The organism is Sulfurimonas sp. NW9 (assembly GCF_051132275.1).
GTDB classification, from domain to species: Bacteria; Campylobacterota; Campylobacteria; order Campylobacterales; family Sulfurimonadaceae; genus Sulfurimonas; species Sulfurimonas hydrogeniphila.
In genome coordinates this window covers 1191545-1218049 of sequence record NZ_CP093236.1, presented here as the reverse complement: position 1 = coordinate 1218049, position 26505 = coordinate 1191545, and the positions used below count along the sequence as shown (strand labels likewise).

Sequence of the window (26505 nt, the reverse complement as noted above, 5' to 3'; positions counted from 1 at the left end):
TATGTTAAACAATCAAAAAAGAAATATCGTTCTTAGAGAAAAGCAAAAAGAAGCAGTTGATTACATAACAGGCAATTTTCAAAAGTTTCCGCTAATAGAGGCACCTACAGGTTTTGGGAAAACTATTGTCTTACTGGAGAGTGCTATTAAATTACAAAAAATGGGATATACTGTAGTAATAAGCACACCAAACAATAAGCTCACAATAGATGCATACAAAGAGGCTGCTTCTTTTTATCCCAATTTGCCAATAAGTTTTGCTATAGGAATAAACAACTATATAGATGTTGCTAAAGTGTATAATTGTAAAAATAGTGGTGCATTAGAGCAATATATAGATATGGACTCTTTTAGAGTATGGGAAGATAATTGCGACGAAAAAGAGGATTTGCTTTTTGATGATTTCAATGAAGTTATAAAATATAAAGACATTGCTTACCAAGATTTAGTAAAAGAGCTTATATGTAAAACAAAAAGAGAGGATGAGAGCTTTCCTGATAATTCAATAGTGTTTACAAATCATTTTTATCTTTTATCCTATGGGCGTTCTGCTAAGCGAGAGAACTTAAAAAATATTGTTCTTTTGGTAGATGAGGTGCACGAATTAGAAACAGTAGCAGAGACAATTTTCCAAAACAGTTTTTCCCCATTCTTTTTAAAGAGCATTACAGGAAGATTAATATCAGAGCTGAAGGAGTCTGATAAAGATTTTGTTGGTAAAAAAAGCATGGAAAAAGAACTTAACAAAACATATGCCAAGATCTCTGAAGAATTCTCCAAGATTATGAGTATTAGAAGCACATCAATGGTCGGGGAATTTGACTTAAAAAACAAAGAATTATATTTAAAATCTCTAAATAGCATCAACTCAGAAGCACTCAAAAGCTTATCTGCGAGAATAACCAAGTTTTTAAAAAAGAATAGTAATATCTCCTTTAGAAGCAAAGGTATATATCATGCTCTATTGAACGAAACAAAAGAGCTAAAAGGTATCACAGAGAGCATTAAAAGCGGTAATGATGTTAATGTCTTGCTTTCACCAAGCAAAGGGTATCCCACCTACAAAAGCACAAAAGGAAGAGCAGCGACATTGCTAAAGAATTTTCTATGGGATCATATAGTAGGAATGGCGGGTGTTTCTGCCACGTTGAATACTACTGTAAATCCACAAGATGAGGTCAATAAAAAATTTGCATACGGGAGAATAGGGCTAGACTACTTTGCTGCGCCAGAAATAATAACTTTTAAAAGAGAGTTTCCAAAAGAGAATGTAAAACTCATCACAAAGCCAATAAAGCAATACAGTATGGATTATGAAGCAGAGGAAGCAGGGGCAGACAGTGACCTTATTAGATGGGCCAGTGAAATAGCTGAGCATATAAAAAAGACATATGACAATAAAAACAGTATGGTAATTGCCGGTGGTTTTAAAGAGGTGGAATACATAGGCAGAGAACTTGAGTCTTTAAATCTTAAAAATATAATCACTGCCCACCCGAACGAAAAAACAATAACAACAATAAAGAGATTTACAAACACAGGTGGAATTCTTGTAGGCACAAGAAACTATGGTACAGGAATTTCTTTAGATGGCGAACAGTTAGAAAGGCTTTATATTGTAAAACTGCCTTATCCGCAGGTAACTGCTATAAAATGGATAAAACTTAAAGAGTTTAGCGAGCCGCTGTTTTGGATAAATTTCAACAACGAAATGATTATGCAATTGAGACAATTTTTTGGTCGGCTTCAAAGAACGAAAAAGGACAAAGGGGAAATTCACCTGCTTGATGCCAGAGGAATAAAGGGCGAAGATAAAAAATATAGTAAATCTATTGTTTCAAAAGTAAAACATTATATGCAAGAATATGGAATTTTTGATGAGAAGAGATCATCAATTGTTGTGAAGCCAAGAGAAAGATATTTTTCAGGAGAAATGAATATTGATGCAGAAGACCTGTTTTAAAATCTGAAATTTACTGGTTCGATTTTTGGGGTTCATTATAATCACTAATAATACTCCTCCTTAATATCATTAAGTGAAAACGTACTATTTTCTTTTAAAGAATACGGTAAATTAAAAACAGCCAATCCTTTTACGGTATCAAGACAGATAACACTTTTTTTCACTCCGACATAATCCAGAATATATTTGCTGCCAAACTGATCATATACAAAACTTTCATCTTTGCTAACATACAGCATGTTTTTAACACTTTCTCTAAAATCTTTAGAATAAGGGATTAGCATAAACAGGTCAAGCTCCTCATCGCTTAACTGCTTTAGTAATTCTTGCGGTAATTCTATATCTTTTGTGTCTTTTGTGTTAGAAATCAGATCAATAAACGCCTCAATTGCACCTTCTTCGCCTAGTGAACAGTCAATTGATGAGCATGAAAACTCTATGAAGTTTCCTGTTGTTTTGTTGTCGTATATAAAATTCATATAGATTCAACCCGTCGATCTTGTCCTCCTTTTTCTCCTTTAAGAGGATTGCGGATTATGGTTTGTTCAATTTTCGTACCGGTCATATAGTTAAAAACAGAACCCGTCATCATACCTATTTTATAATTATTTTTCTGGAGGATTTTTTCGTAAAACAAAACTAAATCTTCCCCTCTGATACTTTGCTCACTTTTATCGCAGATACAGATCGGTTGCATTATTATGCCATCCGTTTGAAATTCTTTTAACATCCAGTCAAAAAATCTCTTCCCGATTCCATTGCCTCTGTATTTTTCTATTATGGTCATTTCCAGCAGTGATAGAACAGAAACGCTATCGCGTTTGGTTTTACATTGAAAATAAGAAGCAATATCGAAGACTTCTTCGTCTCTGCAACTTCTGTGAATCAAAAAGCCATTTGAAGTACCTATCAGCTTTCCTTTGTGTTTAACTTCACAATAAAACTGATCTAACTTATCGCTTTCCCCTTTTAGCGTTTTGATAAATTGTATCTCTTTTTCCATCATTACTCCCCTATGTTTTTTACATGCTGATAGTAAACATCTCCGAATGCATGTGTATAATTTAATAGCACATCAGATATTGTACTACTGTCTTTAAGTTGAATCGGCTTGTACCACAAGACATTAACCACTTCACTTCGCAAATGAAGATGTTTTGTTTCTCTTTTGTCCTGGCAGGAAACAGTAAAACTAATCTCAGGATAAGGTGAAGCATGTTTGTAACTAAGTATTTTAATATCAATATTCTCTGAATCATCCTCTATGGCTTTTTTAAGAAAGTCATACTCTTGCTCCATTTTTTTTAGTTCCAAATCCCGTTTATTCTCTAATATTTTCTTGTTGATAGGGTCAAAATTATGTGTTGCAAACATCTCTCTGTAATTTTTATATATCTTGTTTTTGACTATCTCGAAGTGAGCAGGAAGATATTTTTCTATTGAGTGCTCCTTGGAGATATATTGATATTTTATTTTATATTCTACACTATATTTTGTAGCGACACAAGATGGATTTAAAAAGTTAACAATCTTGTTGAATTTAAGATGTTTTTTTTCCATAGGGGTACTAATGAGTTTTTGTAAAATTAACATCATCTTGTTGATATTTTCACTTGTTTCTTCGTCAATAAAATAGAGTTTCGCTTCATCAAATTCACGATAAGGATATTTTTCCAAAAGCTGATAAATGGCATCGTAAATATCACTAAAATAGAGTGCTGCCTCTCCAGGAAAACGAATGTTTTTAAGACCTGTCTGAAATTCAATCATTTCCTTAGAGGCTTCAAGAGAGTGTACTGCAAGAAAAGCAATGAAAGCACCTCGCAACTTAATAGAGCGCTCTATTGAATAATGCTTTTCGTTTTGAGTAAGTTCATCCGCTTCTTTTATGAATTTAGTGATTTCTTTTGGAACAGATTGTATTTTTTTGTCTTCTATTGTATTTTTGAGGTAAGAAGCCACACCGGCAATAAGTTTCTTGCTTGCCACAAAACCTTTTTTGTCACTCATGCTGAAGCCTTTTTGTTTTTTTGCTTTTCGATAAATTGCTGTGTTTTATAAGTAGCATCCATGGTGGTATTTGCAAGATGAATAATCTGGTCTGCTAATCCAATAAGGCTTGTTGTCGGTATTCTAAAAAGCAAAATTAAATCATTCTCTTTAAACTGAAAAGAGCTGTATTTTTCAATAATAGAAACTTCTATGGATTTTGTCATTTTTTGGCCACCACTGTATTTTTTAACAGACTGTATGCTTTGATACTGTAGTTCTTTGAGTTGACTTGCAAAAGACCGTAAAGAGACTGCGTCAAAAGCAACTGATATATATTTTTCATCTTTTGAAAAAGGGTGGCACTCCATCCAGAATACAGCATCCACAAAATCGGCCCCTTTCTCTACCTTGGCGTTAACAACAAGTGCACCATTGCTATCTGTTGCCGAAAATCTTCCAACATGAAATTTCTTTGTACTGTTATTCATAAGACCTTCCTGTTACCAAGACTTCTAACCCATATCTGTAAATGCTTTGCCATCCGCACTCACTGTTTAATGGTCTTGTTCTGTGTCTGGTATGAAGCGTCTTTATTTTAAACATCCCGTCCTCATAAATCACGACTCCGCTTTCTTCTAAAAAACCATCAATAAAAGATGAATTTAAAACATCACCCTCATATATTTTTTTTCCGTTGCTGTCAAAAAAACCACTAAAGAGCATAATCACACACTCTTTACCTTTGTATACTTTATTAAAAGAGAAACCGTCATCCAAAATATAGATATCTCCGTTTAGTGCTATTGCAAAAGAATCGTAATATGTCTTTCCGTTGACAAACACTCTCATGTCGAGAGAACTCCTGCTGTAGTTCTTATTGATGTCGATTTCTTTAGCAGCTTGCGACACAAGTTTTGCTCCTCTGATGAGACATGATTTTTTTATCGAATCCACTAAAATATAATCGAGAGTCTTTTTTTGAAGAATCTCCTTTGTTAGAATCTGAATGTCTGGCTGAAGTTTTTTTATCTGAATAAGAGTATCAGAGCTGAATTCAGAACTAAAATAATTAACAGTGTCTATTATAGAATTAATAGTTAAGACCAAAGAAGATGCGGCATCTTTAGCAAGTTTGGTGTTTTTTGAGAGAATTCCTTCATTGAATCTGTTAATTTGTTTAAAATAATAAACAGTATTTTCCAAAAAGTTAATTTTATTGATTTTCATGCACTTGACTCCTTGAGCTTATTTTTCTTTGTGTAAATATTTTCTGTAACATCATTGATTTTTTTATCAATTGTCTTGTTAATGGCATCAGTCATTATTCTGGCTGCTTTGCAGCTTGAAAAAACAGCTCCAGTTTGTTTTGTTTTGTCAATTGATTTAAAAATCTCCTCTGTTAAACCGTATACCCTGCTTAATCCGTCCGAATTTAATCTATACAAGTTGTGCAGCGCTGTGTTTGCAGAAATCGAAAGATTTTTTGTGTACTTAACGGACTCCTCCCATGCAGCAATAGACAGGGCGCTTGCGTGGATGAACAAGTTGCATTTATGGCTGTATTTTTTCTTCTTTCCATGCTCAACATCATGAATCTGAACATGAAAGTTGTTGTGTTTTTTTGTAATAGTATTGTAAATTTTTGCAACACTTCCTATTCTCTCAATAGTGCTCCACTCATCAAGCAAGGCCAACATAAATAATCCAACAGAATAAATTTTAATAAGCTCTTTGTCATTCATTGTGCACCATCCTGCGATTTACTGGTATAACCGTCACATTGCATACCGTGCATGAGTGTTTTTCTAAGATTGAACTGCTCGTAATTGCCATCATTTGATTTTGCTGATCTCTTGCAATTTCTGCAGATGGATATATTTATATCCGGGTGATTGCATTTTGTGATTTCGTAACTTGCGATAATTTTATTCCTTTTTTCATTGTCTAAATCATAAACTGTCATTAGGCAGTTTTGGCAATAGAGTGCTTCAAAATTAAAGACGTAGACCAACTCTGTGTTGCAAGAAGGACAAAAAACAGATTTCATAGCTTCTTTTGAAATGTTCATCCTGAACCCCCTACTAATTTACATAATATAAACACCATTATATCACTATAATATTATCAAGTCAATCATATACAAATAGTAATATAACTCCAGCACCTCAACAAAGACCCACCCTAAATACCTTCCTCCACAAAACACGAAAAACACAATTCTTCCAAACAGACAATTTTTCCAATTTTCCCAATGCAGTTTTTCTGCAACACACAAATCAGAACTGTTTCCATTCTTTCCAAATCCCCCAAAAACCCCCAATCCCTCTCACGACGGCTTGTAGGGTTGAGATTTGTTTTGTGTGAAGCCTGGTGGGAATGGAGTGAGGCAGGGTGGCTTGATTGTTGGTTTTGTGTTGTTGCTTGTGGGTGTTTTGATGAGGTGTGGGAGTTATATTATTAATATTTAATATAGTGGACTACCATGTCATAAATTGCGGAGTTTCCTAAAATAGCTGTTTTGAGTTACTGCTATTTTAGTATTTGCTCTACAATGATCTTCTTTTGTCTGCACAAAAAATTTCTGTTGTAAAGTGATAAAAGAAAGCCTCAAAGAACACAAAAGAGAAGTTTGGTTCAAGATGCTTAGTGTATTTTTTTGCTTTTAATTGTAAATATTGGCACATTTGTTTACTCCTTGCATTATTGTTTTGTCAATCGAAATAGTTTTTTCAAATACAGGATTGTAATATTTCAATATATAGTCCACTATTGATGTTATTGAGAAATGCCACCGTTTTGAATCATGATAGTATATATCATCAACAAACAGTTCTCCTTTTTTTCTAAGTTCGTCAATTTCATTTGTTTTTAAACACAGCAGTGTTGCTGTTTGATTTTTTGTAAGGTAAAAACCACACATATTGAAAAGTTCTTTTATCATTGCGTATCTTACATTCATTACACACCTTTTTATCTATTTTAAAAATTCTACAGCATATTAAAAAGAAAAACAAATTGCGAATAATGACACTTGCAGATACTTTACGGAACATTGTGAAACATGATGTAACTTGCTAATACTCCACCCTATAAATGTTTTTATAGTAGTGCGTAAAATCTACACACTCATAAAAAATACTGACTGCTATTTGCTATCTCTTAGTGAAAATTTTTCAATTCCGTAAATTTCCCCTCTAGCAATTAATTCTATAAAAGAAAAAATATCATCAATACTACTTAATTCATAGCACGAATTACAGTCATCTGTGTCAATAATAATACGGTACCCATTTGAAAAATAAGGTTCAAACATTTTTAGGTGCTCTATTAAACCATTCCATTTTTCAGAACATTTTTCACAATTACATTTCACAACACTGTTGGTATGACCGCATTTTTTGCAAGAAGTATCTACAGTAAGTCTATAAGGAACATCCACCGGCAAACAAGAGTATATTAATTCAGAACTTTCTCCGCAAGAGAGGCATTTTGGAGTGAATGCAAAAACTTCCAAAGCACTACGGGGACCAATACTTGAATCATCGTAAAGACCTTTGATAATAAGCTCTGTGAGAACTAGGGACCTATCATTCTTATCTACCGTTTGATAAAAATATGTATTTCTGCTTTTATTTTTTTTAAAACTCTTTAAATTCTTGCTTATGTCTTTGATATCATATAATGCTAGTCTCGCAACTTGATCTTTTGAATATCCTTTGTTTTGCGTAGTTTTTACATATTCAAAAACATCCTCGTTGCTATTAATAGCCTCCATATAGCTTATTTTTGCGTCCGATAAAATCTTTAGCGCTTCAATTGGTATTGCTTCCATATGATTTCCTTTTTTCAGTAAATATCGGGGTTCTAGGTAATATTGAGAAAGAAAAATACCAGAATTGATATTCCAATACATCTGCTCTTAAATAGAACACATCCACAAATTCTTTATTAAAATCAGGCCACTATTTATAGCTCGAAATACATCATGTCGTCTCTAAGCATGTTGGAAATTTTCCCTGGAATATCTTTTCTTGTGAAAAAAAGATAACTATTTTCTTTCTCTTTGTCAAAATCAGAATAGTCCAAGTGCACAGGCTTTGTAAACACTCTTCCAAATACCTCACAACTCTGCAATATTACTTCTTTTAGCACTTGTACCATATCGAATTGTTCTTTTGTCATATTTTTTTTGGAAAAAGGGATTTCGATAGCAAGAGATGTAGATACAAAATAATCAGACATCATATAGTAGTTAATAAATGCGTAAATAACTACTTCAAAACTCTCCATCAAAAAGTTTTTGTTTTCATGTTCAATAAACTCAATATTATTAAGTACATAAAAGCTTATGTTTTTTGCATCTTCAATATTTTTTATTGAAGTAATATTCTTCTTATATTGATAGTGTAAAGCATTTGCTATTGTGCTGGAAGCCCCTATAGTAAAACAGTTTTTTCCGTTAAGTATCATTTTTTCAAGAGCTGTCTCCACAAAAGAATCCACTTCTTCTTTGGGGGTACCTACTTCTTTTCGCAATAAGCCATGATAGTTAAAAGATTGACACGAAAATGTAGCCGACATGTTGCCAGGTATTGCAAAATCAATTGTTTTGGCAGTAAACAAAAAACCTTCTGTTGCAAAAGATTTTCCATACAGAAGGCCATCTTGTTCAGAAAATGAAAAATCAATGATTTCATCAAAAAAATCACTGTCTATTTGTGCACTATAAAACCTATCATGAAAACCATAAATTTCTGCTTTTTTTATATAGTCAAGATCTTCTTTTGGTTTAGAATGTGGGAAAAGCAACTTCAAATCAAAGCTAGGTTCATTATTGCAAAGCGTTTTTAAAATAGCGTTATAGCTCTTATATCCATACTCTTTTGCAAATAAGTTTAGTTTTTGAGAATTGCTAATGTCTTTGTTTTGGTAGTTTTTTAGTGCTAGATGCTTAAAGCACTCTTTTGTAAGTGTACACATGTTATATCGCTCCTTAAGTGTGTCATTTGAATTATTCTTGCCCCTGTTAGAATACAAATTGCCTAAGTCGCCATATTGAAACATTTTACAAAAAAATACTTTTTCCATAGATGGGGCGGAAGGTAGAAATTAAACCTGCCAAATTTTAGGCAAAAAATACTTAAAGTTCGTTTAAGTTCTAGGAGGCTCTACTATTCAAGGCGAGGTAGTTTATAGTTATGTTTCCCTTTGATGCTCCACCCCATAAATGAGGTGGATTCTTACCCTAATCACTCATATTGTTAATCCTGTTGGTTTTCATCATCTCTTCAATATCTACACCTCCGCCACTCGTATCACCGCCGTAAGCCTGTTGTAACTGTTGCAATGAAGTACCTGATTCCAATATAGAAGCGTTGTTGCCGAGGTTCTGCATTAATCCTTGCATAGAATTCGTACCAATTCCATTGATTCCATAACTACTTAAATCGCTCTGTGCCAACATCTGAGAGAACTGCTCTCTCATTTGAGGGTTTTGCATAGCTTGCATATACTCTTGCGCAGGTACTCGTGTTCCAACGCCGCCAATAGTAAGCCTGCCACCGTTTGTTGTGATTGCTTTTTGACCGCCTACGGTTTGAATGACTGTGTTTGCAGGGTTTGTTGCAAGTGCTTGAGTGTTTACTGCTGCACTTTGTGTTATTTGTTGGGTTAGGGCTTGTCCTAGTGGGGCAGGGTTGAAACTACTACTGCCGGAACCAAATCCATTGTTTGTATATGGATCAACACCTGCTCCAAGAGGATTATTGCCTGAATATGTGGTATTTCCGTTTTGGCTTAAATAATCTGTTGTATCAACTACCATATTGGTTGCCGATGTAAAAGCATAAGCAGCACCAGTTACAGGATTTGGCGCTGCTAAGAATGCAGCAGCTGTGGCTGATTGTGCTCCACTTAGAATGCTTTGTTTTATATTCCCTTGTTGATATTGTTCATATGAGTTATAAGCGGAGAATCCAGCATCAGCAGCGATTAAGCCTTTTCCGGCATATTTTAAACCTTCTAGCAACTTGCTACTTTCGCCATCTTTTGCTATACTATCTAAATAATCTTGGTAGGCAGAAGTTCTTCCGCCTCCTTCATTGAATTTTTTACCTTCAAAGGAGTTCTTATGAACACTATTATTTTGCTTGCTCTTGGAGCTGTCGGTGGATTGGCTGTTATCTATATTGGTGCTTTGATTATTGCTGGACTTCTCAACATCAAAGATAGGTTCTCTACCCATTGATGTAAAAGCCTTATTGATAGCCGGTTTAATAATCCCATCCTTCATACCAGCCTTTCTAGCAAGTCCTTCTGCTATCCCAGTACCAGTAAGCCCAAACATTAAGCCTTCTCCAATAGCACCCAATGCGTGTTCTGCATAACCGGTTATTCCATACTTAGAATCCCTCCCTCTTTTAACATTCTCACTGGAGTCTCTATTCACAAAAGCATTTCCGTCTAAATCTGTATCAACATTCATTCTTTCTCCACCAACAATAAGCTGTGAAGTTGTTGCCATATCTCCTGCACCTAAGGCTGAAAGTCCATCAGTGAATTTTTGTCCTGTTGTTGCAATTAAGCCATTTTTGCCTCTTGTCGCAATACCTGCTTTTATTGCCTGTGCATCAAATAAATCCTTATCGTTAGCACCTTCACGCATAGCATCAAGCTTTTTTTGCGTAATTTCTCTATCATTGCTTTTCTCAAAGCGTGTCTTGTCAACAGTAGCCATAGCACTTGCTTTTTGTGCTTGTGCGGCTGCATACTGCTCAGGAGAGTTGTATTTATCGACACTGGCTATATCACTCCCCGTTTTCCCCATAGATTGCGCAAAAGCCAAAGCCCCAGCACCAGATAAAGCCTGCTTCATGAATTCAGCAGCACCTTTACCACCTTCCATGATAGCTTTTGCCATTTTGTCGGCAACTTCTGGTGAGTAGCCTCCACCTGCTTTGCTCTGAAGATATTCAGATATACTTCCTTGTGTACCCATTTGTTGCATTTTTGCTTTTAGTGATGCTTCTGCAACATCAGAACTAACTGCTTTCTCAACACCACCCTGTGTTTTTATTTTAGCGGCAGTTGATTGTTGTTTTGACATCTCCCCGTACATTGCATTTTGCGCATAATTAATACCGCTTTTATTATTTGCTTGAATTCCAAGAGCCTGTCCCATTAATGATTGCTGTTTGCTTTGATCACTCAAACTGTTTACATCGCCAAGAGTTAAACCTTTTTTGGCATCATGTAGTGCTGTTTGCAGACTTGCTTTCTTTTCATCAAGCGCCTTCATGATTTTTGCATTTTTTGCAGTATGTGCGCCTAATTTTGCTTTTTGATTGTCGATATCTTCTATTTCATTGCTAATTGACTGAGCAAGTGTTTTATCTTTAAATTTTCCATTCAAATCTCTTCCATAGTTTTTCGTAGATTGCTTGAATGCTCATGCATTCCAGTTAATTTTTCTTCTTCACCGGTTTTAATATCTTTTTGATATTTTTTAAGGTTGCCTTTGTAGACACCTTTTTGAAACGCATCCCCTTTAGCAATCTCACCGGCAACACCCATAGCTCCAACACGCTTAATATCACTCATATCTGCTTTTATCTGCTCATCACTTTTTCCATCAAAATACATACCGACACCCATCATTTTGTTGGTTTGCATTCTTGCAGACATCTCTGCACCTTCTTTGAAATGCTTCATTCCATTAACATCATTCTTGACAGCTTTCACATTTCCAATGTCTGAATGAGCAGATTTAATTCCCTCTAATGTACCGGCATAGTTCGCATCAGGTGTGGAAATATTGTCTCCATAAGCAGCCATAGAATTCAACTTTTTAGAAGCCTGTTTTGCTGCACCTGAATGAATAGAACCCATTTTGTCATAATTGGCACTTTCTGCTTCAACATTGGCCGCTTGCACTGCACCTTCAATTTGACCGCCTCTAAAAGCAACATTACCACCTCCAGCGGACTGCATTGCACCTGTAAAACCTAAATCAGAACCAATCTTTTGTTCAGTTCTGTATCTGTCTGCAACTGCTGCATCCGTAATATTGTCTCCATAAAGCATATATCCAGTATTTTTCACCGGCTATATTATTGCTTCTACAGCATTCTTTTTAGCATCTTCCCCAGTAGTAGAATATATCATTGTTGTGGTAACAACAGAATGTCCTAAAAGGTCTTGAAGTATTTTTATATTACCGTCTTTCTCAGCAAACTCTCTACCAAATTGGTGTCTAAACAAATGAAGTCCCGTAATGCTTTTTTCTATTTTTCCCTCTTCATGAAGCTTGTCAAACATCTTTTTCACGTTATTATAAAGTGTCCTTCGGTCCATTTTTTTACCGCTAGTGTTTTCAGATAAATATGAATTTTCGCCAGGAAGATTTTTTTTAAAATATTCATAATATCCATCAAAATACTCTTTTTTTATATAGGTCGTTCTGTTTTTATTCCCTTTGCCACCTATAACATCAATCCTGTAAGAGTCGTCAAAGGGTTTTATATCGCAGAGTTTTACATTTAAAGCCTCACTAGCCCTTAAACCACTTTTATACATTAGGATAATCATAGCTGAATCCCTATATGCAACGCTAACAGAGTTTTTTCTAACTCTTTTTTGTAGTTTTCCAGGATCGAGGACATATTCATCTAAAAATTCCAAAAGTGCGTTTATTGATTTTTGATCCAATTCTTTGTGGCTTTTCACGCTTTTGCCAGATTGCTTTTTATACTGCTTCATTTTTCTTAAAATATCTCTAAAACACTCTGTATCGGTCTCCTCACGCATATATATAAAAAACTTGTGCAGCACGGCTCTTCTATTCATCATAGTTGAAATGGATGCTTTTTTTATACTTGCTATATAATTTATTATATAGTTGTTATCAATTTCGCAAAAAGCTACCTCATTTTTATAATAGTAATCCTCAAAATGGGAAATAACATAAGAGATTTTTTCCTCCTCTTTAAAATTCTGCTTTAAATATAATTCTGTGAGTTCCACATAATCAAGATTATGTTTCGTGGCAAAAGATAAGAAGTCAGAAAGCATATACAATCTTTCTTTTAGTGAACCATATGTTTTGTTAATTTCATAATTTTCCATCCAAAGCAAAAAATCATTACAATCATCTACGCTAACATCACATATCCCTTTCTTGTCGCCAAGATATACAGAACAATACTCTCTAAATGCATTCAATGTAAACTTATATGAGTCTATCGTGTTTCTGCTTCTTCCTAATAGATGCAAATCTGCCAAAAAGTTTTTAATCCATATTTCTATATCGTTATCAAGAGAAATCCCGTGTTCTAGCCTCTTGGAGACTGTTGACTCTTTAGTGTTGAGTATCCCATCTATATTAAACATAAAAAATTGCTCCTTTGAAATCACTAAATAAGTCATAATTGTATATTATGACATACTTTAAATAATCGTTTTTCTTTTTTTTGAAAGCATTTGTATTAAACTTTTGTTTTTTCAAAAACGATATCAATACACATCAATAGACTATTGATGTAGAATTATATCATATTATCATTGACAATATATCATTAATATAATATAATTCCATTATAATTACTTTTATATTAATCTATATGGTAAATATACACATTAATATGTTTTTATGAATCATTGATTTTATAAAATGTATTCCAATTGTGGTTTAACATAGAATTGATAGAAGAATCTTCTATTCTATATAGTATATATAGTCATTGGCTCAATGATAAGTGCGTCAATGTTATAAAAAGAAAAACAATGGAAAACTTAAGGGAAAACCATAATGTTTAAAATAACCGAGTTCACATTAACCAAATACAAACAAGGCAAAACTCCCAGTGATGGTGAGGTAGTATGGGCTTATGCAACAACACGAGAAACTGCTCAACAAAAATACAAAGCTATCGCAAGACTTTGTAAGTACCTGGAACAAAAAGATCCAAATAGACATGAGTATTATGATGGTGACTTTGTAGAGCTTACCAAAATGAGAAGGGATGCACCATTTAATGATAATGGAGAAGTTATCTATAAAAAATCTATTATTGGAGATACAAAATTTCATCGCAAAGCCATTCAGAGATTAGCAAGATACCTAAGCAGGAGAGATGATGAGTATATCTACTTTGGAAAATTACCGCTGCATGAGAGAGGAGAGAATTGCTATATTTTGGCGTCAAGAAGTACAAAAATACTCAATGATGCAGACAAAGAAAAGCAGATTAAAAATCAAATTCGCGGTAAAAAAGCTGCTATCACAAGAAACATCAATAAAGCCAAAAAGCTAAGAGAGTCTTATAAGGCTACTTTGTTTCCAGATGAATACAAAACAGATAAGCGATATATCTCCCTTGTAACAAACCTGTATAAACAGAAGAAAAGACTTGCAGACAATAGAAAGTCAGATATTGGTGTCATACCTACTGTTATTGGTGGTCATATTGCTGATATTACACACTTGAAAAAGGATTTTTTATGAGTACAAATATTAGTAAGTTTTCAATCGAAAAAGAAATTTATTTTTTAGATATTTCTATTCTGGAGAAAACTAATTCTTGGTTTCTTCTACAAAATGCTATATATAAAATTATTTTTTGGAATAAAACTAAACAAGAAATTGGAAAGTTGGCAATAGAAAAATCAACAAAAGAAGCACAGAAAAAAATATTAGAAGATTTTAATCAAAATGTAGAGCTAGTTAAGTATATTTTTCAAAAAGGCAAAAGAATTGATAATGATAAAGATAGCAGACGCATTTATACGAGAAGTGATATTGAAAATAATGCAATCGCTCATCCTCACAAAATAAGTCTTTTTCTATGTGAAATTGCAACTAGATTAATATGGGAAAAAAATGGCTATATTACTATTAAGCTTGAAAGTGAGGAATGGGAAGAAGATCTATCAAAAAAAACAATAAGCAATATTCTACTTTGTAATTTTAAAATGCCGTACGATGGCTTTTCAATAGATACCTCAAATTATAGCTGGACATATAATAATGAGACAATTCAAACCATACAATTTGGAAAATTTGGAAATCCTAAAGAAAATAAGAATGGAAACCATTATAATGAAATGTTTGGAGTTGTGGTCTATACCGATGATGTGGCAGCTAATGTTCTTCATTTCAATCCGAGTCTTACATTGGCTGAAAATTTTAATAGTCAAAATTTTGATAATTTAAAAGAAGTAGAAAATTTAATTGGAAGGTTGTTGAGCATAGCAATGTATTTGGAAAATTTCAAATACGACAAAGATAGAGTTGTGATAGGAACCAAGATAGTTAAAAAAAGCAAAAAGAAAGGAATAAAGCAGAACACAAAAACAACAGTCATTAGGCTCAAACAACCAAAACATAAAGAAATCATAAACAGGGATGGTTTTGTAAGAAGTAAGAATAAAATTTCTTTTATAGTTCGAGGACACTGGAGAAATCAAAGCTATGTAAATAAAGAAACAAAGGAACGATACAATAAACCAAAATGGATAGATCCTTATTTCAAAGGTGATGGATCTAAAACACTTAAAAAAATAATTGAGATATGAGTCTAAAAAATTAGGAGAAAATACAATGAAAAATTTAAATGCTATTTGGATGCTTATTGATACCAATAAATTTAACAAAGAAATTAAATTGCTTAAAGACAAGTTTGCTTTTTTTAGAGGAAAAATTAAAATAATGCAATTACAAACAGAGTTTTGGTTAAAACAAATATTTACTCAAAATGGCAAAGAGTTAGTGTAATGAATACTTTTGAGAGGGTTAAGGTAATGATCAAACCGCAAACAGTTGATTATGGTCATATACAAACCAACAAAAAGAATATCCAGACTTTGAGAATTGCCAAAAAAGAGATCGAGAAAAAATTGAAAAAAGAGAATATAAAAAATGATAGATAAAGAAGAAAAAAAAGAGGCACAATTGATTCGTAAAGAAATTGATGAAGCGCTTGCTGAAAATACAAAAAATATGGAGCAATTGGAGACAAGAATAGACGATTGCTTAAACAGACTTAATTTAAAGCATATTAAGGTTGTCACATATTTGTTTTACAATCGAATTGATTTTTGTTTTATGGAATTTACCGAACGAAAATATTTTAAGATACTAAGAATACATAACAGCTTTTCTATAAACAGCGAGAAATCAAATATAGTCTTGGAAACTCATTACAAAGATGATATTTTTAAAGTAAAAGAGTTTATTGAAAACAACAGAGAACTGTTGCTGGATTCTATGCAAAAGAAAGAAGAATGTATGCTTAGAGAGAAAAAACTAATTGATGAAATTCTCAGCAAACACGGTAAAAATGTTAAAAAAACACATAAAATTAAAAGGACGAAATAATGAATAAAAAACAAAATGAAACGACAGCAAAAGTCAGAAAAACAAGTGAACATATTGAAAACATACAATCTTTGTTGGGCATAAATATAGATCAATGCAATATACCATTAATCTCGCGTCTTGGCCAAATCATCCCCATATCAGAAGATTGCTACTTATCTTCCGATAATTACTCCGTAGATGCTACAATGGAAAACATAGGCATGCGCAAAAGAAGACCTTACAGAATGGTATATATCGGAAGAGCCGGGAGTGGTAAAACTACTAAAATATTGCAAGATATTTACAATGTAAAAGATACAAAAGTTGCTGCATTTGTTCATGATAGCGAAATAAGCAAATATGCCAAAAGACTAAAAAATGTCGACTTTTTCTCAAAAGAGAACAATATAAACGAAGTCCTTAAAACCAATCTGTACGATACTCTCATTATTGACACTCATCTTTCCATACCAGTTGATATCAATTTACAGCTGCCAAAAAATATTTTCTGGAGCTTCCAAAGTGTGCATGAAATCAAAGAGTGTTGTGATGTTTTTTCAATATTTAATGATATTCTAAGAGAAATGGATGAAGAGATACGAGAAAGCGAAAAGTGCATCATTCTCGCGCTAGAAAATAAAACTACACAAGGATAAACAATGAGAAAAAAAAGAATAAATGTTAGTGATGAGGTATTTGACAAGCTGCTTGTGATGGCAAAAGACGCAAAATCAAGTGGCAATAAGCCAAACGAAAAGGTAGAAAATTATTTCAACAACGGTGCTTTCTTTAAACAAACAGATGTTATACAATCGCGTATAGCACAATTAGAAGAAGAAAATACACAACTTAAAGCCAAGGCATCGCTAATAGATGATGCACAACTGCAAAGGCTTAAAAAACTTCAAGCTTTGAATGTTTTGGGTGATGAATTTCCGAGTGCATTAAAAACACTTATTGATTCTTATACAGAAACACACGCTGACTCTATACAAGAAGCAGCGTCCAAAATTTAATAGAGTACAAAATGGAAATTTTTAGAGATGGAGAGGCTATTATTCAGACAAAAAGAAGAGAAGATTTTCGACTTTTCTCAAAACTGGATATAGAGTATGCAAACCAAGACCTAGAAAAAATCGTAAATGTTGTTTATGCGAACAGAAATATAGATCTCAATTATGTTTTTGATCTTTTGTATTTTCACGGATATGATTTAATCAATGAAAACGATATAGATCAAGTTATGATATGGTTAAAGCAAATATTTTCTCAATACAAGAAGGAATTTTGAGATATGAGCAGGCGTAAAGAAATTTCAAACAGTATGTACTGTGTCGAAAAATGATTAAGGGATATAGAAAATGAACGAGCACGACTTTAAAATAGATGACAATATTATCTACTCTATTATACAAAAACAGGCAGGTACTCTACAAAAAGCATTTTTGGAATTAATCATGAACTCCATAGATGCAGAAGCATCAAAAGTTGAAATTACATTTGATGGATATAATTTTGAGGTTCTTGATGATGGCAAGGGTTTTGAGAGTGAAGAGACAATCCATAAGTTCTTTGGGACCTTTGGAACACCGCATAATGAGGGAGATTCTACATATGGCTTGTTCCGTATGGGTCGTGGACAAATCATGGCTTTTTCTAAAAATTCTTGGCACTCCAATGTCTATTCTATGTATGTGGATGTAAAAAACAATGGTACAAAGTATAATTTAAAAAGCAACTGCGAGCGTCTTGATGGATGCAAAATAAGCGGTACTTTGTATGATGAACTTGAACCATTTGAGGTGAAAGGATTTGAGAAAGAACTCAAAGAGTTTATTAAATTTTCTCAGATTCCCGTCTACCTCAACGGAGAGATGATCAGCTCTAAAATAGAAGATATCAAATGGGATATTGTAAATGATGACGCTTATATTAAACTTGATAACAAAAGAAACCTTGCAGTCTATAATCTTGGCGTAAAAGTTAGAGAATACTCAAGCTGGGATATAGGTTATGGCGGAATTATTGTAAGTAAAAAACCATTAGAAGTAAACTTTGCAAGAAATGATATTTTAAAGAAAAGTTGTTCTGTGTGGAAATCAGTACAAAGTGAAATTAAAATACTTCTTGGAAAAAAAAGTTCTGAAAGTTCAAAGAAAATAGATAGCAAAATTAAGGATATATTATGTTAGAAAAAAAGCTTGTTCAAAAAATTCTCAATGTGAGTCCAAAAACTGTTTATAATTATTACAGAGAAAAAAGACCTATAATTGAACTGCTTGAAAAATTTTTTTCAAATGAAGATCTTGAAAGATTTTTAGAAAATAGGGCTCTTGGAAAGTTTGATGTTGATATTCATACAGAACAAGCAAACTTAAACAAGGAGCTTCTTAGTCGCATCGAAAGACTTGAGCATAAAATCACCGAAATGGAAAAAAAACAAAAATGATTAAAAAAATAACAACAGCATTACTACTAACGGTCTCAGGTTCGAGTCAAAATCATGTAAACCAAATTAGTTGTCTTTTTTCGCAAGATACACCACATGAGGGTGAACAACAATTTGGTAGTTTTCAATTGATTTTTTTGTTATCATTTGTCGATTGAGTTCATGTAACATTCCATATAAAATTTCCCAATTTACTTCTTTTTCAAAATAGACTCCATATACGGCAATGCAAATTTCTTTTATCGAGAGTTCGTTTTCCAATTTTTTCACTATTGATATATTTTTTTTGTAAATTGAGTTTTGTAAAACAAGGTTTTCTATTTTTTTTAAAGCATTTGCTATATAAGACATTATTCTCCAATCCTATAGCTTACAACTTTTTATTTTGGTTCACCAAGGTAAAAACCTTGAAAATAATCAACACCAGCATGTTTCAAAGATGAATAATCATCCTCAGACTCTATATGCTCTGCAATCAGCTCGATTTTTAACTTCTTGCATAAATCAATAATCATAGCAATAATAATCTGATTTTTTTCATTTTTAAAGTTTTTCACAAAATGCCCGTCAAGTTTTAAATAGTCGAAAGAAATCAAAGAAATTATATAAAAATTAGAATTTTTTATGCCAAAATCATCAATAGAGATTTCAATACCATGTTTTTTGATTTCCTTGCAAAACCAAATCACTGTATTGATATTTCCAATATCATATGTTTCGATAAACTCTATAACAAGCCTGGAAAGTAACTCTTTTTCATAATTCTTCAAAAGCTCAAGAAATGCATCAGAAATAAAACTATTTTCAATGTCTCTGTATGACATATTTATAGAAATTCTTACTTCATTATTTCTCTTTAATTCCTCGCATGCATTTTTTAAGGACTGCAATAAAATAATTCCAAATTTGTCATCTTGCTTAATGTGTGAAAAAAAATGCGATGGAGACAGAATATTCTTGTTTTCCAATTGCAATCTAACAAGAGATTCATACATAAAAACAGAACCATTCCTTGCATATATTGGTTGAAGATGAAAAACAAAATTATTACTCACAAGAGCTTTTTGAATAAAATTATGCATTTTCACTTCCTTTTGTTTCTATAAAGTTTACTTTTGAAAACATCTTCCCTGTTTTTACCAAGGCTTTTCCCCATCCATACTGCGTAAATTCTAACAACTCTTTACTTACACCAAATGATCTGCGCACTGAATCAAAATCAGCTATCCCTGTATTTAAAATAATTTGAGCGTCAAAATTCTTTAAAAATTCTGGTGGAAAATGTTCTGCTGATTGTGCAGCAACGATAATGCCAAACCCAAACCCTCTTGCTTCCGTTGCTATTCTATTGAGATAACTATATGGGTCGTTTTTATCTCGTGACGTACCGGCAATAAGTTTTGACTCATCTATTAAGACATATGTATCTACTTTTGCCCCTCTGGCTTTATTTTTTCGCTCGGAATAAGTACCTCTGATCTTACAAGCTTTAAAAACTTTTCCAAGCCAGACATCTACAATAAATCTTTGTATTTCCACATCAAGTCCACTTATATTTATGACATTAAGTCCAGGCTTAACTGGTGGGGTCTTTGAATTGAAAATTTCAGAAGAGACTAGAGCATTAATATAAGATGCCAGTTTCTCAACTGTTCGAATAACATCTTTTTTCATATATTTATTTACTTCAATATTGTTGGCACAAAACCACTCTTTAGGGTTTAAGTCGCTAATTTCATCATCATTATGAGATTGCTCCATAAAGTCTATCAGTAATTTATTTATTTCTTCTTGGATCTCACTAACCGGTGTTTTATTTAATTTTGCATTTTTAATTTTTGCGAATATCTTATCTGTAAAGTCTTCAACAACACTATCTGTTTCTGTCGAAAACTCACCGTTGAAAAACATAATAATCTTCTCTATAAGCATTAAAGTATCACTCAAATCAGGAAGAGTATTTCCCCATGTTTTTATATCATTATAAACAAAACCTTTAAGCAAATAGGTGTCCATAAGCAAATCATATAAAACATCTTTTTGATTAGTGCCCATGTTTGGCATAAAATTCTTTTTTATAATTTCTATCATTCTTTGAATCTGAACTTTTGGGCCAGAATTTTGCATTTTAAAAAGTTGCTCTTTATCAGCTTCTGCTTCACCATTTATAATACTCGCTAGTTCTTCTGCTGACACTCCAGTATCAAACTCAAATGGATTAATGCCATACTTGCTGTTCCAGGCAGTAAATTCAATATAATTGCCAATAATTTCACCGTTGTCGTTTTTAATAACCATATCGCCTTTTAAGTCAAATATATATATGTGTTTTTTTTGCTCGGTGAGGTATTTTGCTATTTTTAATAAAAAGGTCGTTTTCCCACTCCCACTCCCGCCGCAACAAAGCATATGAGGGTTGATTGACTTAGAAGAATCCGGATTCCATTCAATTGGTGGCACATCAGGTCTGTTTGCTAATCTTCCATATATGAAACTCATTTATTTTTTTCCTTTTTGAAATTTCATTTGAAATCCCCATTTCATTGCACCTGTTTTTTTGTCTTTATATTCAGATAAAAAGACTTTTGCATCATATACGTTTTTATTTTTTGCAACAAAACCCGTAAAGAAATACCCTCGTTTCAATGGTAATATCTTTTTAAACACATCAAGCCTATCTTCCTCTGTAAACAACTCCATCTCCTTTGAAGAAAAAAACCTGTAAATATAATTATCCCATATCGCAAAATTACATCCACTTTTCTTGTTGTATTTTTCACACACATAATATTTTGTACATTCTCCTGTTTCAGTGTTTACATACTCTTTTTGCAATACAGAAAAGTTGCATTTTGGGCATTTCCCCACTTTTTTAAACTCTTCTGGTTCATAGTTTGCCAACAGAAGGTCAATTTTTGTCTCACTATTTTTATAATCATCAATATTTATTTTCAGGCCATGTTTTATGATGACTTTTCTAAGAAGATTTATTTTTGCATCACTTGGTTTCGTATCAATCGAAATATTTGCATTATCAAATGCCTCTGTGATCATTTCATCTAATTCTGATATAACTGATTCAATTTTTATTTCACCTTCTTTGGCTCTGATTATTTTCTCATCTATTTCATACATATATTCCAAATTCATAAAAGACGGCAAAAACTTTTCAAAAAACTCAAATAAAATTATCGAGGACTGTTGAGGATAAAGCATTCTTTTAATGTTGAGTGCCGCTTTAGAGTCAACAATTTCTTCCACAATTGCATCATAGGAGTTGCCACCGATTCCATGTTTTTCTAAAATTTGAGTAATAAATCTTCCTATACCGTATCTTGGTGGTCTTTTGCTGGTAAAAGGTTTAGTATAAACACTTATAGGAACAAGCTCCGTCCCTGGCTCCAAATCAGGCAAAACCACTGTTTGTCCAAAATAAGAATCACTGTTGTAGGCAATTCTTTTAACCATTTCTCCTGTAAGCAGTTCCCAGTTTTCAAACCCATCAAGAACAATGTTTGACTGATTAACAAGCTTTCTGTTACCAGCAACAATTTCAACACTCGAAGCATCATAGATACTGTTTTTCATCTGGGTTGCCAAAGTTGTATAGAAAATAAGCTCATATAGTTTTTTTATGTCATTTTTTTGTGCAGCACTTTCAAATGAAATACTGTTAAACTCCATAGTTTTTTCAATATTTTTAGGAAAATAGTTTTTCAAAAACTTTACAGGCCTGATACACTCTTTGCTTCTGTCAATTTTTTTATCAATAAAAACTCGTCTTGATTGTAAAACTCTCTCCTGGGAATAGACTGAATTTAAAACAGTTATCATTTCCTCGACAACAGACTCTTCTATATTCCATCCGTTGGTATCTATGCTTGTTATGAGTCCGCAATCGTATAAAAATTCTGCAAGTTTTGTTGTATAACTCGGTGAAAACTGAAACAAGTAAAAGCAGCTGTATTTCAACTGTGCATTTGTTAATGGCGGATGTGGACTTTTTTCTGCACTCTTGTTTACTTTGAAATTATCAACAATATGTGCGCAGTCTTTATTTTCCAATTCTACAATGCAGTCTTCTATCTCTTTTTGCATATCTATCGTGTACCTTGCCGGGTAGCTTGCCGTAAATTCTATTCCGTCGTATTCGTAACTTGCCTCAACTTTAATAATTTCTTGTGCTTCAAACTTTTCTATCTGCAATTCTCTTTTTACCAAAAAATGAAGTGCGAATATCGAATGGTAAGAAAGATAAAAATTTGAAATTTCTTTGTACCATTCTTTATATTTTTTATTTAATACTTCGTGTTTATTTGAAGACAGAATATACTCTTGTGTATTGCAATACTTTTCTTTTTGCTGAAGAATAATATATTTCTTCACCCCAGAGAAAAGCTTTTCCTTGATAATTTTATTTACTTGTTCTTGCACAGTCTTCCCTCCGCATTTTTTTATTTCTCTAGTGCCTGATTCTCTTTGTAGTCAATAAGCCTTGTATTTTTTTCAATCCATTTGTATATAGTATTGTATTCGGATGTAATAATGGACTCATAATGCTCCAATGTTGTCAGCATATCTTCTCTAATGGAATTGTTCTTTAAATTTTCCAGAAATATATTCTCTTCAATCTTCTTTTCAATTGTAAATATCTCTTCGATTTTTTGTTTTATCTCCTGCAACTCATCATAGCTCATGGAGTAAGCTTCAATAATCCCAATAACCATTCTTTTGTGCCATTCAAATTCTTTCTGTGCTGATTCACCGGAAAAGGTTATTAAAAAATTAAAAAAATCATAAAGCTCACCTTTGGTTTTTGTATCTATTATCTCTATGTCTTTTTTTAATTTCTCAATTTTTTTTGAAAATGTTGCATCGTTTAAAAAATAGTAATAAAAAATACTTTCGTGTACTTTTCTTCTTTCAACATCATTGTGCCAAGAAGTAAACAAAAACAAAAAGACATCGGACTCATCAAGAGCGTCCCTTTGATTTAAAAAAGCAGATGTTTTCATTACCTGCTCTATGGTAGACAGGTATTTTCTATCAGATGTTTTTACATCTTGGACCAAAAGCTTGTTAATAATAGAATCAATATCTGATAAAATTTTCTCTGGTATTGTGATTTCTCTTGACTTTTGTGCAATCAAATCAATATCATCTAGTGTAAATATTGGTTTTTCAATTGGTGTTTTATCAAACAGAGACATGAAATATTTTTTTCTATTTTCAGGGTCCTGGATTCTTTTTACCTCATACCAGATTAATATCCTATCAACAAAAGGCTCAATCAACGCACCAGTTGGATATTCATTTGAAGCACCTATCATGGAAATCAAAGGAACATCAATCATTCTTCCATCACCAGTCGTATAGTATCTGTCTGCCATAATCTGTAGCGTCATATTTAGCACTTCATTTTTTGCCTTAAACATTTCATCAAGAAATACAATATGTGAGTCTAAAATTGTATTTTGAGCGTTATAGTAAATTGTTCCATTCTCTGCAACTTTCTTTTCCCCAAAAAGTTGCTTGGACTCAGTATCACTGCCAATAAGCAATTCCCAATACTTAATATCTTTTATAAGATTACTAAAGAGCCGTATTGTTAATGATTTTGCGACACCTCTTTCTCCTATAAGAAACATATGGGATTTGCTCAAAATGGAAAGTGTTGTTAATCGGATAAGCTGGTCTCTCTCTATTAATCTTTTGCTTAACTCTTCAATTGAAACCAAAACACTTTTTTTTAAATACTCATATTCCATATCAGGCTCCACTTTCATCTTCAAAATTCATGTTTTTAATGTTCTGCATCTGCATCATTATGTTGTCATTAATCTCTTTAAGTTGATTCATAATTGTTTCTGTTTCAAGTTCAGGCATTTCAATTTGAATAGAATCGTCTGGATCGCTTTGGTATGGAAATTTCACAAAATATTTTTTTCCGTAATGTTTTATATATGCCTCTCCTATTTGCAGCTCATCTATATGCTCAGCCGTTGCCACCACTCTGTCTTCATGAATAATTGTGTTTCTTCCTCCTCCGGCAACATCAACATCGCTCATGTGGATATTTACGGCAACTTTTACACTTCCAAGTGATTCTGCAGCTTCTACTCGCGATGAAAGAGAATCTTGTTTCATGTAGATTTTAGTTGCTGTGTTGTCATCCACAATATCAGCAAGAGTTTCACCGAGTTTTAACTTAGGGTCACTCGTTGATTGATAAAATGCTCCGAGTGTCATACCAAGACTTCTTGCTTTATTGTATAATTCCTCAATACCTGGAAATGCCATAGGTTTTGCTTCATCAATAAGACAAGCTGATCTATTTTCCAAGCCTCTACCGGAAGCGCCAATTTCCCCAAACATCGAGATAAACATTCTTATAAAGATTTTAATCATCATCTCGGAAACCGCCTCAAAACGCAATGGTGCGGGTTCTAATATTGTTAAAACCCTGTCTGTCTTTAATTTTATCCTTAAAGGATTGATTCGAGTAGAGGTAAAAATCTTTCCGATATTTCCAAAAGCAAGCTGTCCTATGATCGTACTAAAAGTATCGCCAACTGCACTGTATCTATCATTCCCCATTGCTATTAATGGCTTAATTTGTTCTGTGGCCTCTAGCTTTAATCTTTTTAACTCCTGTAAATCTTTTTTTTCTGATATTTTTGGTATCGGATAAACATTAACAAGCTCTGCCAATTCTTCTAAGTGTGCAAATTGTCCAAAATATGCTAACTCTTTAAAAGTTACAAGAGTTCTGTCAAACGGAGAAATGTCAATCTTGACATCTCTTTTTTTAATAATTTGTTCTAAGGAGATTGAAGAAATATCAGGGATAGAAAAATCATCATCTTCATAGTCAACTTCTAAATCTGCCATCTCTTTAAACTTCATATAGTTTTCAGCTTCTGATATTATTTTAGAAACTAGATCATCTTCATGCCCATAGTAAGTCACTTTTTCTAAAAAACGCATAGATTTCAAAATAGCAAAAGCTATTCTGTAAACTTGCCCGGAAAAATATTTTTCACTGGCACTCTCTACACCTGCCCCGGATGATGAAAGCGAACGACATGCAGCAGCTATCTCTTCATCGTCCATACCAAAGATAGGATTAAGTCTATCGGAGAGATCAGGATGCGATGCTGTTATTCGCATTACGCTATTATTGCATCCTTCCTGGAGTGCAAACTCATACATCCATCTTGCAATTTCCTGTTCTGCACCGACTTTTGGATCAACTGCAAAAACATTCCAACCGTGAGCAATCATTTGTCTCATAATTATTGCAAACAGTCTTGATTTTCCGAAACCACTTGTTCCGTATACCACGAAATGGTTATGGAGTTTTCCCCACTCCAGATACAATAAAAAAGTACCAGAATCAACATCTTTCAAATCGACTGCCATTCCAAGCCATAAGCCTTTTTTGTCATCATAAAAAGTTTGTTCAATTTCAAGAATATAAGACTCTAATTCTTTTTTATGGGCTTTAAAAGCCTTTAAATCCTTATGGTCGTCAAATTCCTCTTCTAGTTTTTTAATATCTGCAATAACTGTTTTTAAATCTTTTCGGTATTTTTTATACTTTTCAACTCTGTCTTTTAGACTTGAAGATTTTACTTTTATCTTTTTTGCCATACCGAGCAAAGCGTTGTCTGTTTCATTTTGATTAGATTGAAATTTGTTTTTTAAATATGGAAACAGGTTTTTTATTTTCTTCATTATTGTGCC

The 26505-nt window shown here is 33.0% G+C and carries 30 protein-coding genes; 11 read left to right on the top strand and 19 right to left on the bottom strand.

Annotation, left to right across the window (positions count from 1 at the left end):
* Position 1: 1 nt before the first annotated feature.
* Complete coding sequence (locus tag MLC44_RS06985; RefSeq protein ID WP_152184399.1) at positions 2-1963, top strand: helicase C-terminal domain-containing protein; 1962 nt, start codon at positions 2-4, stop codon at positions 1961-1963.
* Positions 1964-2007: 44 nt separating this feature from the next.
* On the opposite strand, the gene MLC44_RS06980 is transcribed toward MLC44_RS06985, so the two are convergent.
* The 13 genes from MLC44_RS06980 to MLC44_RS06920 all read right to left on the bottom strand — a co-directional run bounded on the left by MLC44_RS06980 (position 2008) and on the right by MLC44_RS06920 (position 13342).
* Positions 2008-2442: a hypothetical protein gene (locus MLC44_RS06980; RefSeq protein ID WP_152184398.1), complete on the bottom strand. Its 435-nt coding sequence runs from the start codon at positions 2440-2442 to the stop codon at positions 2008-2010.
* Positions 2439-2969 (bottom strand): hypothetical protein, encoded by a 531-nt coding sequence (locus MLC44_RS06975; protein ID WP_434656637.1) that lies wholly within the window; start codon positions 2967-2969, stop codon positions 2439-2441. Before MLC44_RS06975 ends, MLC44_RS06980 begins: the two co-directional genes overlap by 4 nt.
* On the bottom strand, positions 2969-3973 hold the full coding sequence (locus MLC44_RS06970; protein WP_152184396.1) for a hypothetical protein: 1005 nt from the start codon (positions 3971-3973) through the stop codon (positions 2969-2971). Before MLC44_RS06970 ends, MLC44_RS06975 begins: the two co-directional genes overlap by 1 nt.
* Positions 3970-4443 (bottom strand): hypothetical protein, encoded by a 474-nt coding sequence (locus MLC44_RS06965; protein WP_152184395.1) that lies wholly within the window; start codon positions 4441-4443, stop codon positions 3970-3972. The genes MLC44_RS06970 and MLC44_RS06965 overlap by 4 nt, the downstream gene beginning before the upstream one ends.
* Positions 4436-5182 (bottom strand): YopX family protein, encoded by a 747-nt coding sequence (locus MLC44_RS06960; protein ID WP_152184394.1) that lies wholly within the window; start codon positions 5180-5182, stop codon positions 4436-4438. Before MLC44_RS06960 ends, MLC44_RS06965 begins: the two co-directional genes overlap by 8 nt.
* The gene (locus MLC44_RS06955) at positions 5179-5697 is read right to left on the bottom strand and encodes a hypothetical protein (RefSeq protein WP_152184393.1); all 519 of its coding nucleotides are present in this window, start codon (positions 5695-5697) and stop codon (positions 5179-5181) included. Before MLC44_RS06955 ends, MLC44_RS06960 begins: the two co-directional genes overlap by 4 nt.
* Positions 5694-6023 carry a hypothetical protein gene (locus MLC44_RS06950; protein ID WP_152184392.1) on the bottom strand — a complete coding sequence of 110 codons (330 nt, stop codon included), beginning with the start codon at positions 6021-6023 and terminating at the stop codon, positions 5694-5696. Before MLC44_RS06950 ends, MLC44_RS06955 begins: the two co-directional genes overlap by 4 nt.
* 594 nt (positions 6024-6617) lie before the next feature.
* Positions 6618-6914 carry a hypothetical protein gene (locus MLC44_RS06945; protein ID WP_152184391.1) on the bottom strand — a complete coding sequence of 99 codons (297 nt, stop codon included), beginning with the start codon at positions 6912-6914 and terminating at the stop codon, positions 6618-6620.
* 186 nt (positions 6915-7100) lie between these two features.
* Positions 7101-7787 (bottom strand): hypothetical protein, encoded by a 687-nt coding sequence (locus MLC44_RS06940; protein ID WP_434656631.1) that lies wholly within the window; start codon positions 7785-7787, stop codon positions 7101-7103.
* Positions 7788-7921: 134 nt separating this feature from the next.
* A complete protein-coding gene (locus tag MLC44_RS06935; protein WP_434656628.1) occupies positions 7922-9043 on the bottom strand; it encodes a hypothetical protein in 1122 nt (373 codons plus the stop codon).
* A gap of 157 nt (positions 9044-9200) precedes the next feature.
* Complete coding sequence (locus tag MLC44_RS06930) at positions 9201-11366, bottom strand: hypothetical protein (protein ID WP_434656626.1); 2166 nt, start codon at positions 11364-11366, stop codon at positions 9201-9203.
* Positions 11363-12055 carry a hypothetical protein gene (locus MLC44_RS06925; RefSeq protein WP_434656623.1) on the bottom strand — a complete coding sequence of 231 codons (693 nt, stop codon included), beginning with the start codon at positions 12053-12055 and terminating at the stop codon, positions 11363-11365. The genes MLC44_RS06930 and MLC44_RS06925 overlap by 4 nt, the downstream gene beginning before the upstream one ends.
* A gap of 3 nt (positions 12056-12058) precedes the next feature.
* Positions 12059-13342 (bottom strand): site-specific integrase, encoded by a 1284-nt coding sequence (locus MLC44_RS06920; protein ID WP_188109513.1) that lies wholly within the window; start codon positions 13340-13342, stop codon positions 12059-12061.
* A 418-nt stretch (positions 13343-13760) separates the two neighbouring features.
* On the opposite strand from MLC44_RS06920, the gene MLC44_RS06915 reads away from it, so the two are divergent.
* The 10 genes from MLC44_RS06915 to MLC44_RS06870 all read left to right on the top strand — a co-directional run bounded on the left by MLC44_RS06915 (position 13761) and on the right by MLC44_RS06870 (position 18759).
* The gene (locus MLC44_RS06915; RefSeq protein ID WP_152184855.1) at positions 13761-14456 is read left to right on the top strand and encodes a hypothetical protein; all 696 of its coding nucleotides are present in this window, start codon (positions 13761-13763) and stop codon (positions 14454-14456) included.
* Entirely contained in the window at positions 14453-15526 is a 1074-nt protein-coding gene (locus MLC44_RS06910; RefSeq protein ID WP_152184854.1) for a hypothetical protein, read from the top strand. The genes MLC44_RS06915 and MLC44_RS06910 overlap by 4 nt, the downstream gene beginning before the upstream one ends.
* Before the next feature lie 25 nt (positions 15527-15551).
* The gene (locus MLC44_RS06905) at positions 15552-15725 is read left to right on the top strand and encodes a hypothetical protein (protein ID WP_188109512.1); all 174 of its coding nucleotides are present in this window, start codon (positions 15552-15554) and stop codon (positions 15723-15725) included.
* Positions 15725-15880, top strand: coding sequence for a hypothetical protein (locus MLC44_RS06900; RefSeq protein WP_188109511.1), 156 nt, complete (start codon positions 15725-15727; stop codon positions 15878-15880). The genes MLC44_RS06905 and MLC44_RS06900 overlap by 1 nt, the downstream gene beginning before the upstream one ends.
* Positions 15870-16328, top strand: a complete 459-nt coding sequence (locus MLC44_RS06895; RefSeq protein WP_152184853.1) for a hypothetical protein — start codon at positions 15870-15872, stop codon at positions 16326-16328. The genes MLC44_RS06900 and MLC44_RS06895 overlap by 11 nt, the downstream gene beginning before the upstream one ends.
* On the top strand, positions 16328-16966 hold the full coding sequence (locus tag MLC44_RS06890; protein WP_152184852.1) for a hypothetical protein: 639 nt from the start codon (positions 16328-16330) through the stop codon (positions 16964-16966). The genes MLC44_RS06895 and MLC44_RS06890 overlap by 1 nt, the downstream gene beginning before the upstream one ends.
* A 3-nt stretch (positions 16967-16969) precedes the next feature.
* The gene (locus MLC44_RS06885; RefSeq protein ID WP_152184851.1) at positions 16970-17326 is read left to right on the top strand and encodes a hypothetical protein; all 357 of its coding nucleotides are present in this window, start codon (positions 16970-16972) and stop codon (positions 17324-17326) included.
* Between the two features lie 11 nt (positions 17327-17337).
* Positions 17338-17601: a hypothetical protein gene (locus tag MLC44_RS06880; protein ID WP_152184850.1), complete on the top strand. Its 264-nt coding sequence runs from the start codon at positions 17338-17340 to the stop codon at positions 17599-17601.
* A gap of 70 nt (positions 17602-17671) precedes the next feature.
* Positions 17672-18502 (top strand): ATP-binding protein, encoded by an 831-nt coding sequence (locus MLC44_RS06875; RefSeq protein ID WP_152184849.1) that lies wholly within the window; start codon positions 17672-17674, stop codon positions 18500-18502.
* Positions 18496-18759, top strand: a complete 264-nt coding sequence (locus MLC44_RS06870; protein ID WP_152184848.1) for a hypothetical protein — start codon at positions 18496-18498, stop codon at positions 18757-18759. Before MLC44_RS06875 ends, MLC44_RS06870 begins: the two co-directional genes overlap by 7 nt.
* A 66-nt stretch (positions 18760-18825) precedes the next feature.
* Here MLC44_RS06870 and MLC44_RS06865 read toward each other — a convergent pair whose 3' ends face one another.
* The 6 genes from MLC44_RS06865 to MLC44_RS06840 are packed head-to-tail and all read right to left on the bottom strand — an operon-like array spanning position 18826 to position 26496.
* Entirely contained in the window at positions 18826-19110 is a 285-nt protein-coding gene (locus MLC44_RS06865; protein ID WP_152184847.1) for a hypothetical protein, read from the bottom strand.
* Positions 19111-19139: 29 nt separating this feature from the next.
* Positions 19140-19841, bottom strand: a complete 702-nt coding sequence (locus MLC44_RS06860) for an EAL domain-containing protein (RefSeq protein ID WP_152184846.1) — start codon at positions 19839-19841, stop codon at positions 19140-19142.
* Positions 19834-21258 carry an ATPase/DNA packaging protein gene (locus MLC44_RS06855; RefSeq protein ID WP_152184845.1) on the bottom strand — a complete coding sequence of 475 codons (1425 nt, stop codon included), beginning with the start codon at positions 21256-21258 and terminating at the stop codon, positions 19834-19836. Before MLC44_RS06855 ends, MLC44_RS06860 begins: the two co-directional genes overlap by 8 nt.
* Positions 21259-23193 carry a DNA topoisomerase gene (locus tag MLC44_RS06850; protein ID WP_188109510.1) on the bottom strand — a complete coding sequence of 645 codons (1935 nt, stop codon included), beginning with the start codon at positions 23191-23193 and terminating at the stop codon, positions 21259-21261.
* Between the two features lie 20 nt (positions 23194-23213).
* Complete coding sequence (locus tag MLC44_RS06845) at positions 23214-24527, bottom strand: AAA family ATPase (protein ID WP_188109509.1); 1314 nt, start codon at positions 24525-24527, stop codon at positions 23214-23216.
* Between the two features lies 1 nt (position 24528).
* Positions 24529-26496 carry a TraM recognition domain-containing protein gene (locus tag MLC44_RS06840; protein WP_152184842.1) on the bottom strand — a complete coding sequence of 656 codons (1968 nt, stop codon included), beginning with the start codon at positions 26494-26496 and terminating at the stop codon, positions 24529-24531.
* Positions 26497-26505: the final 9 nt, after the last annotated feature.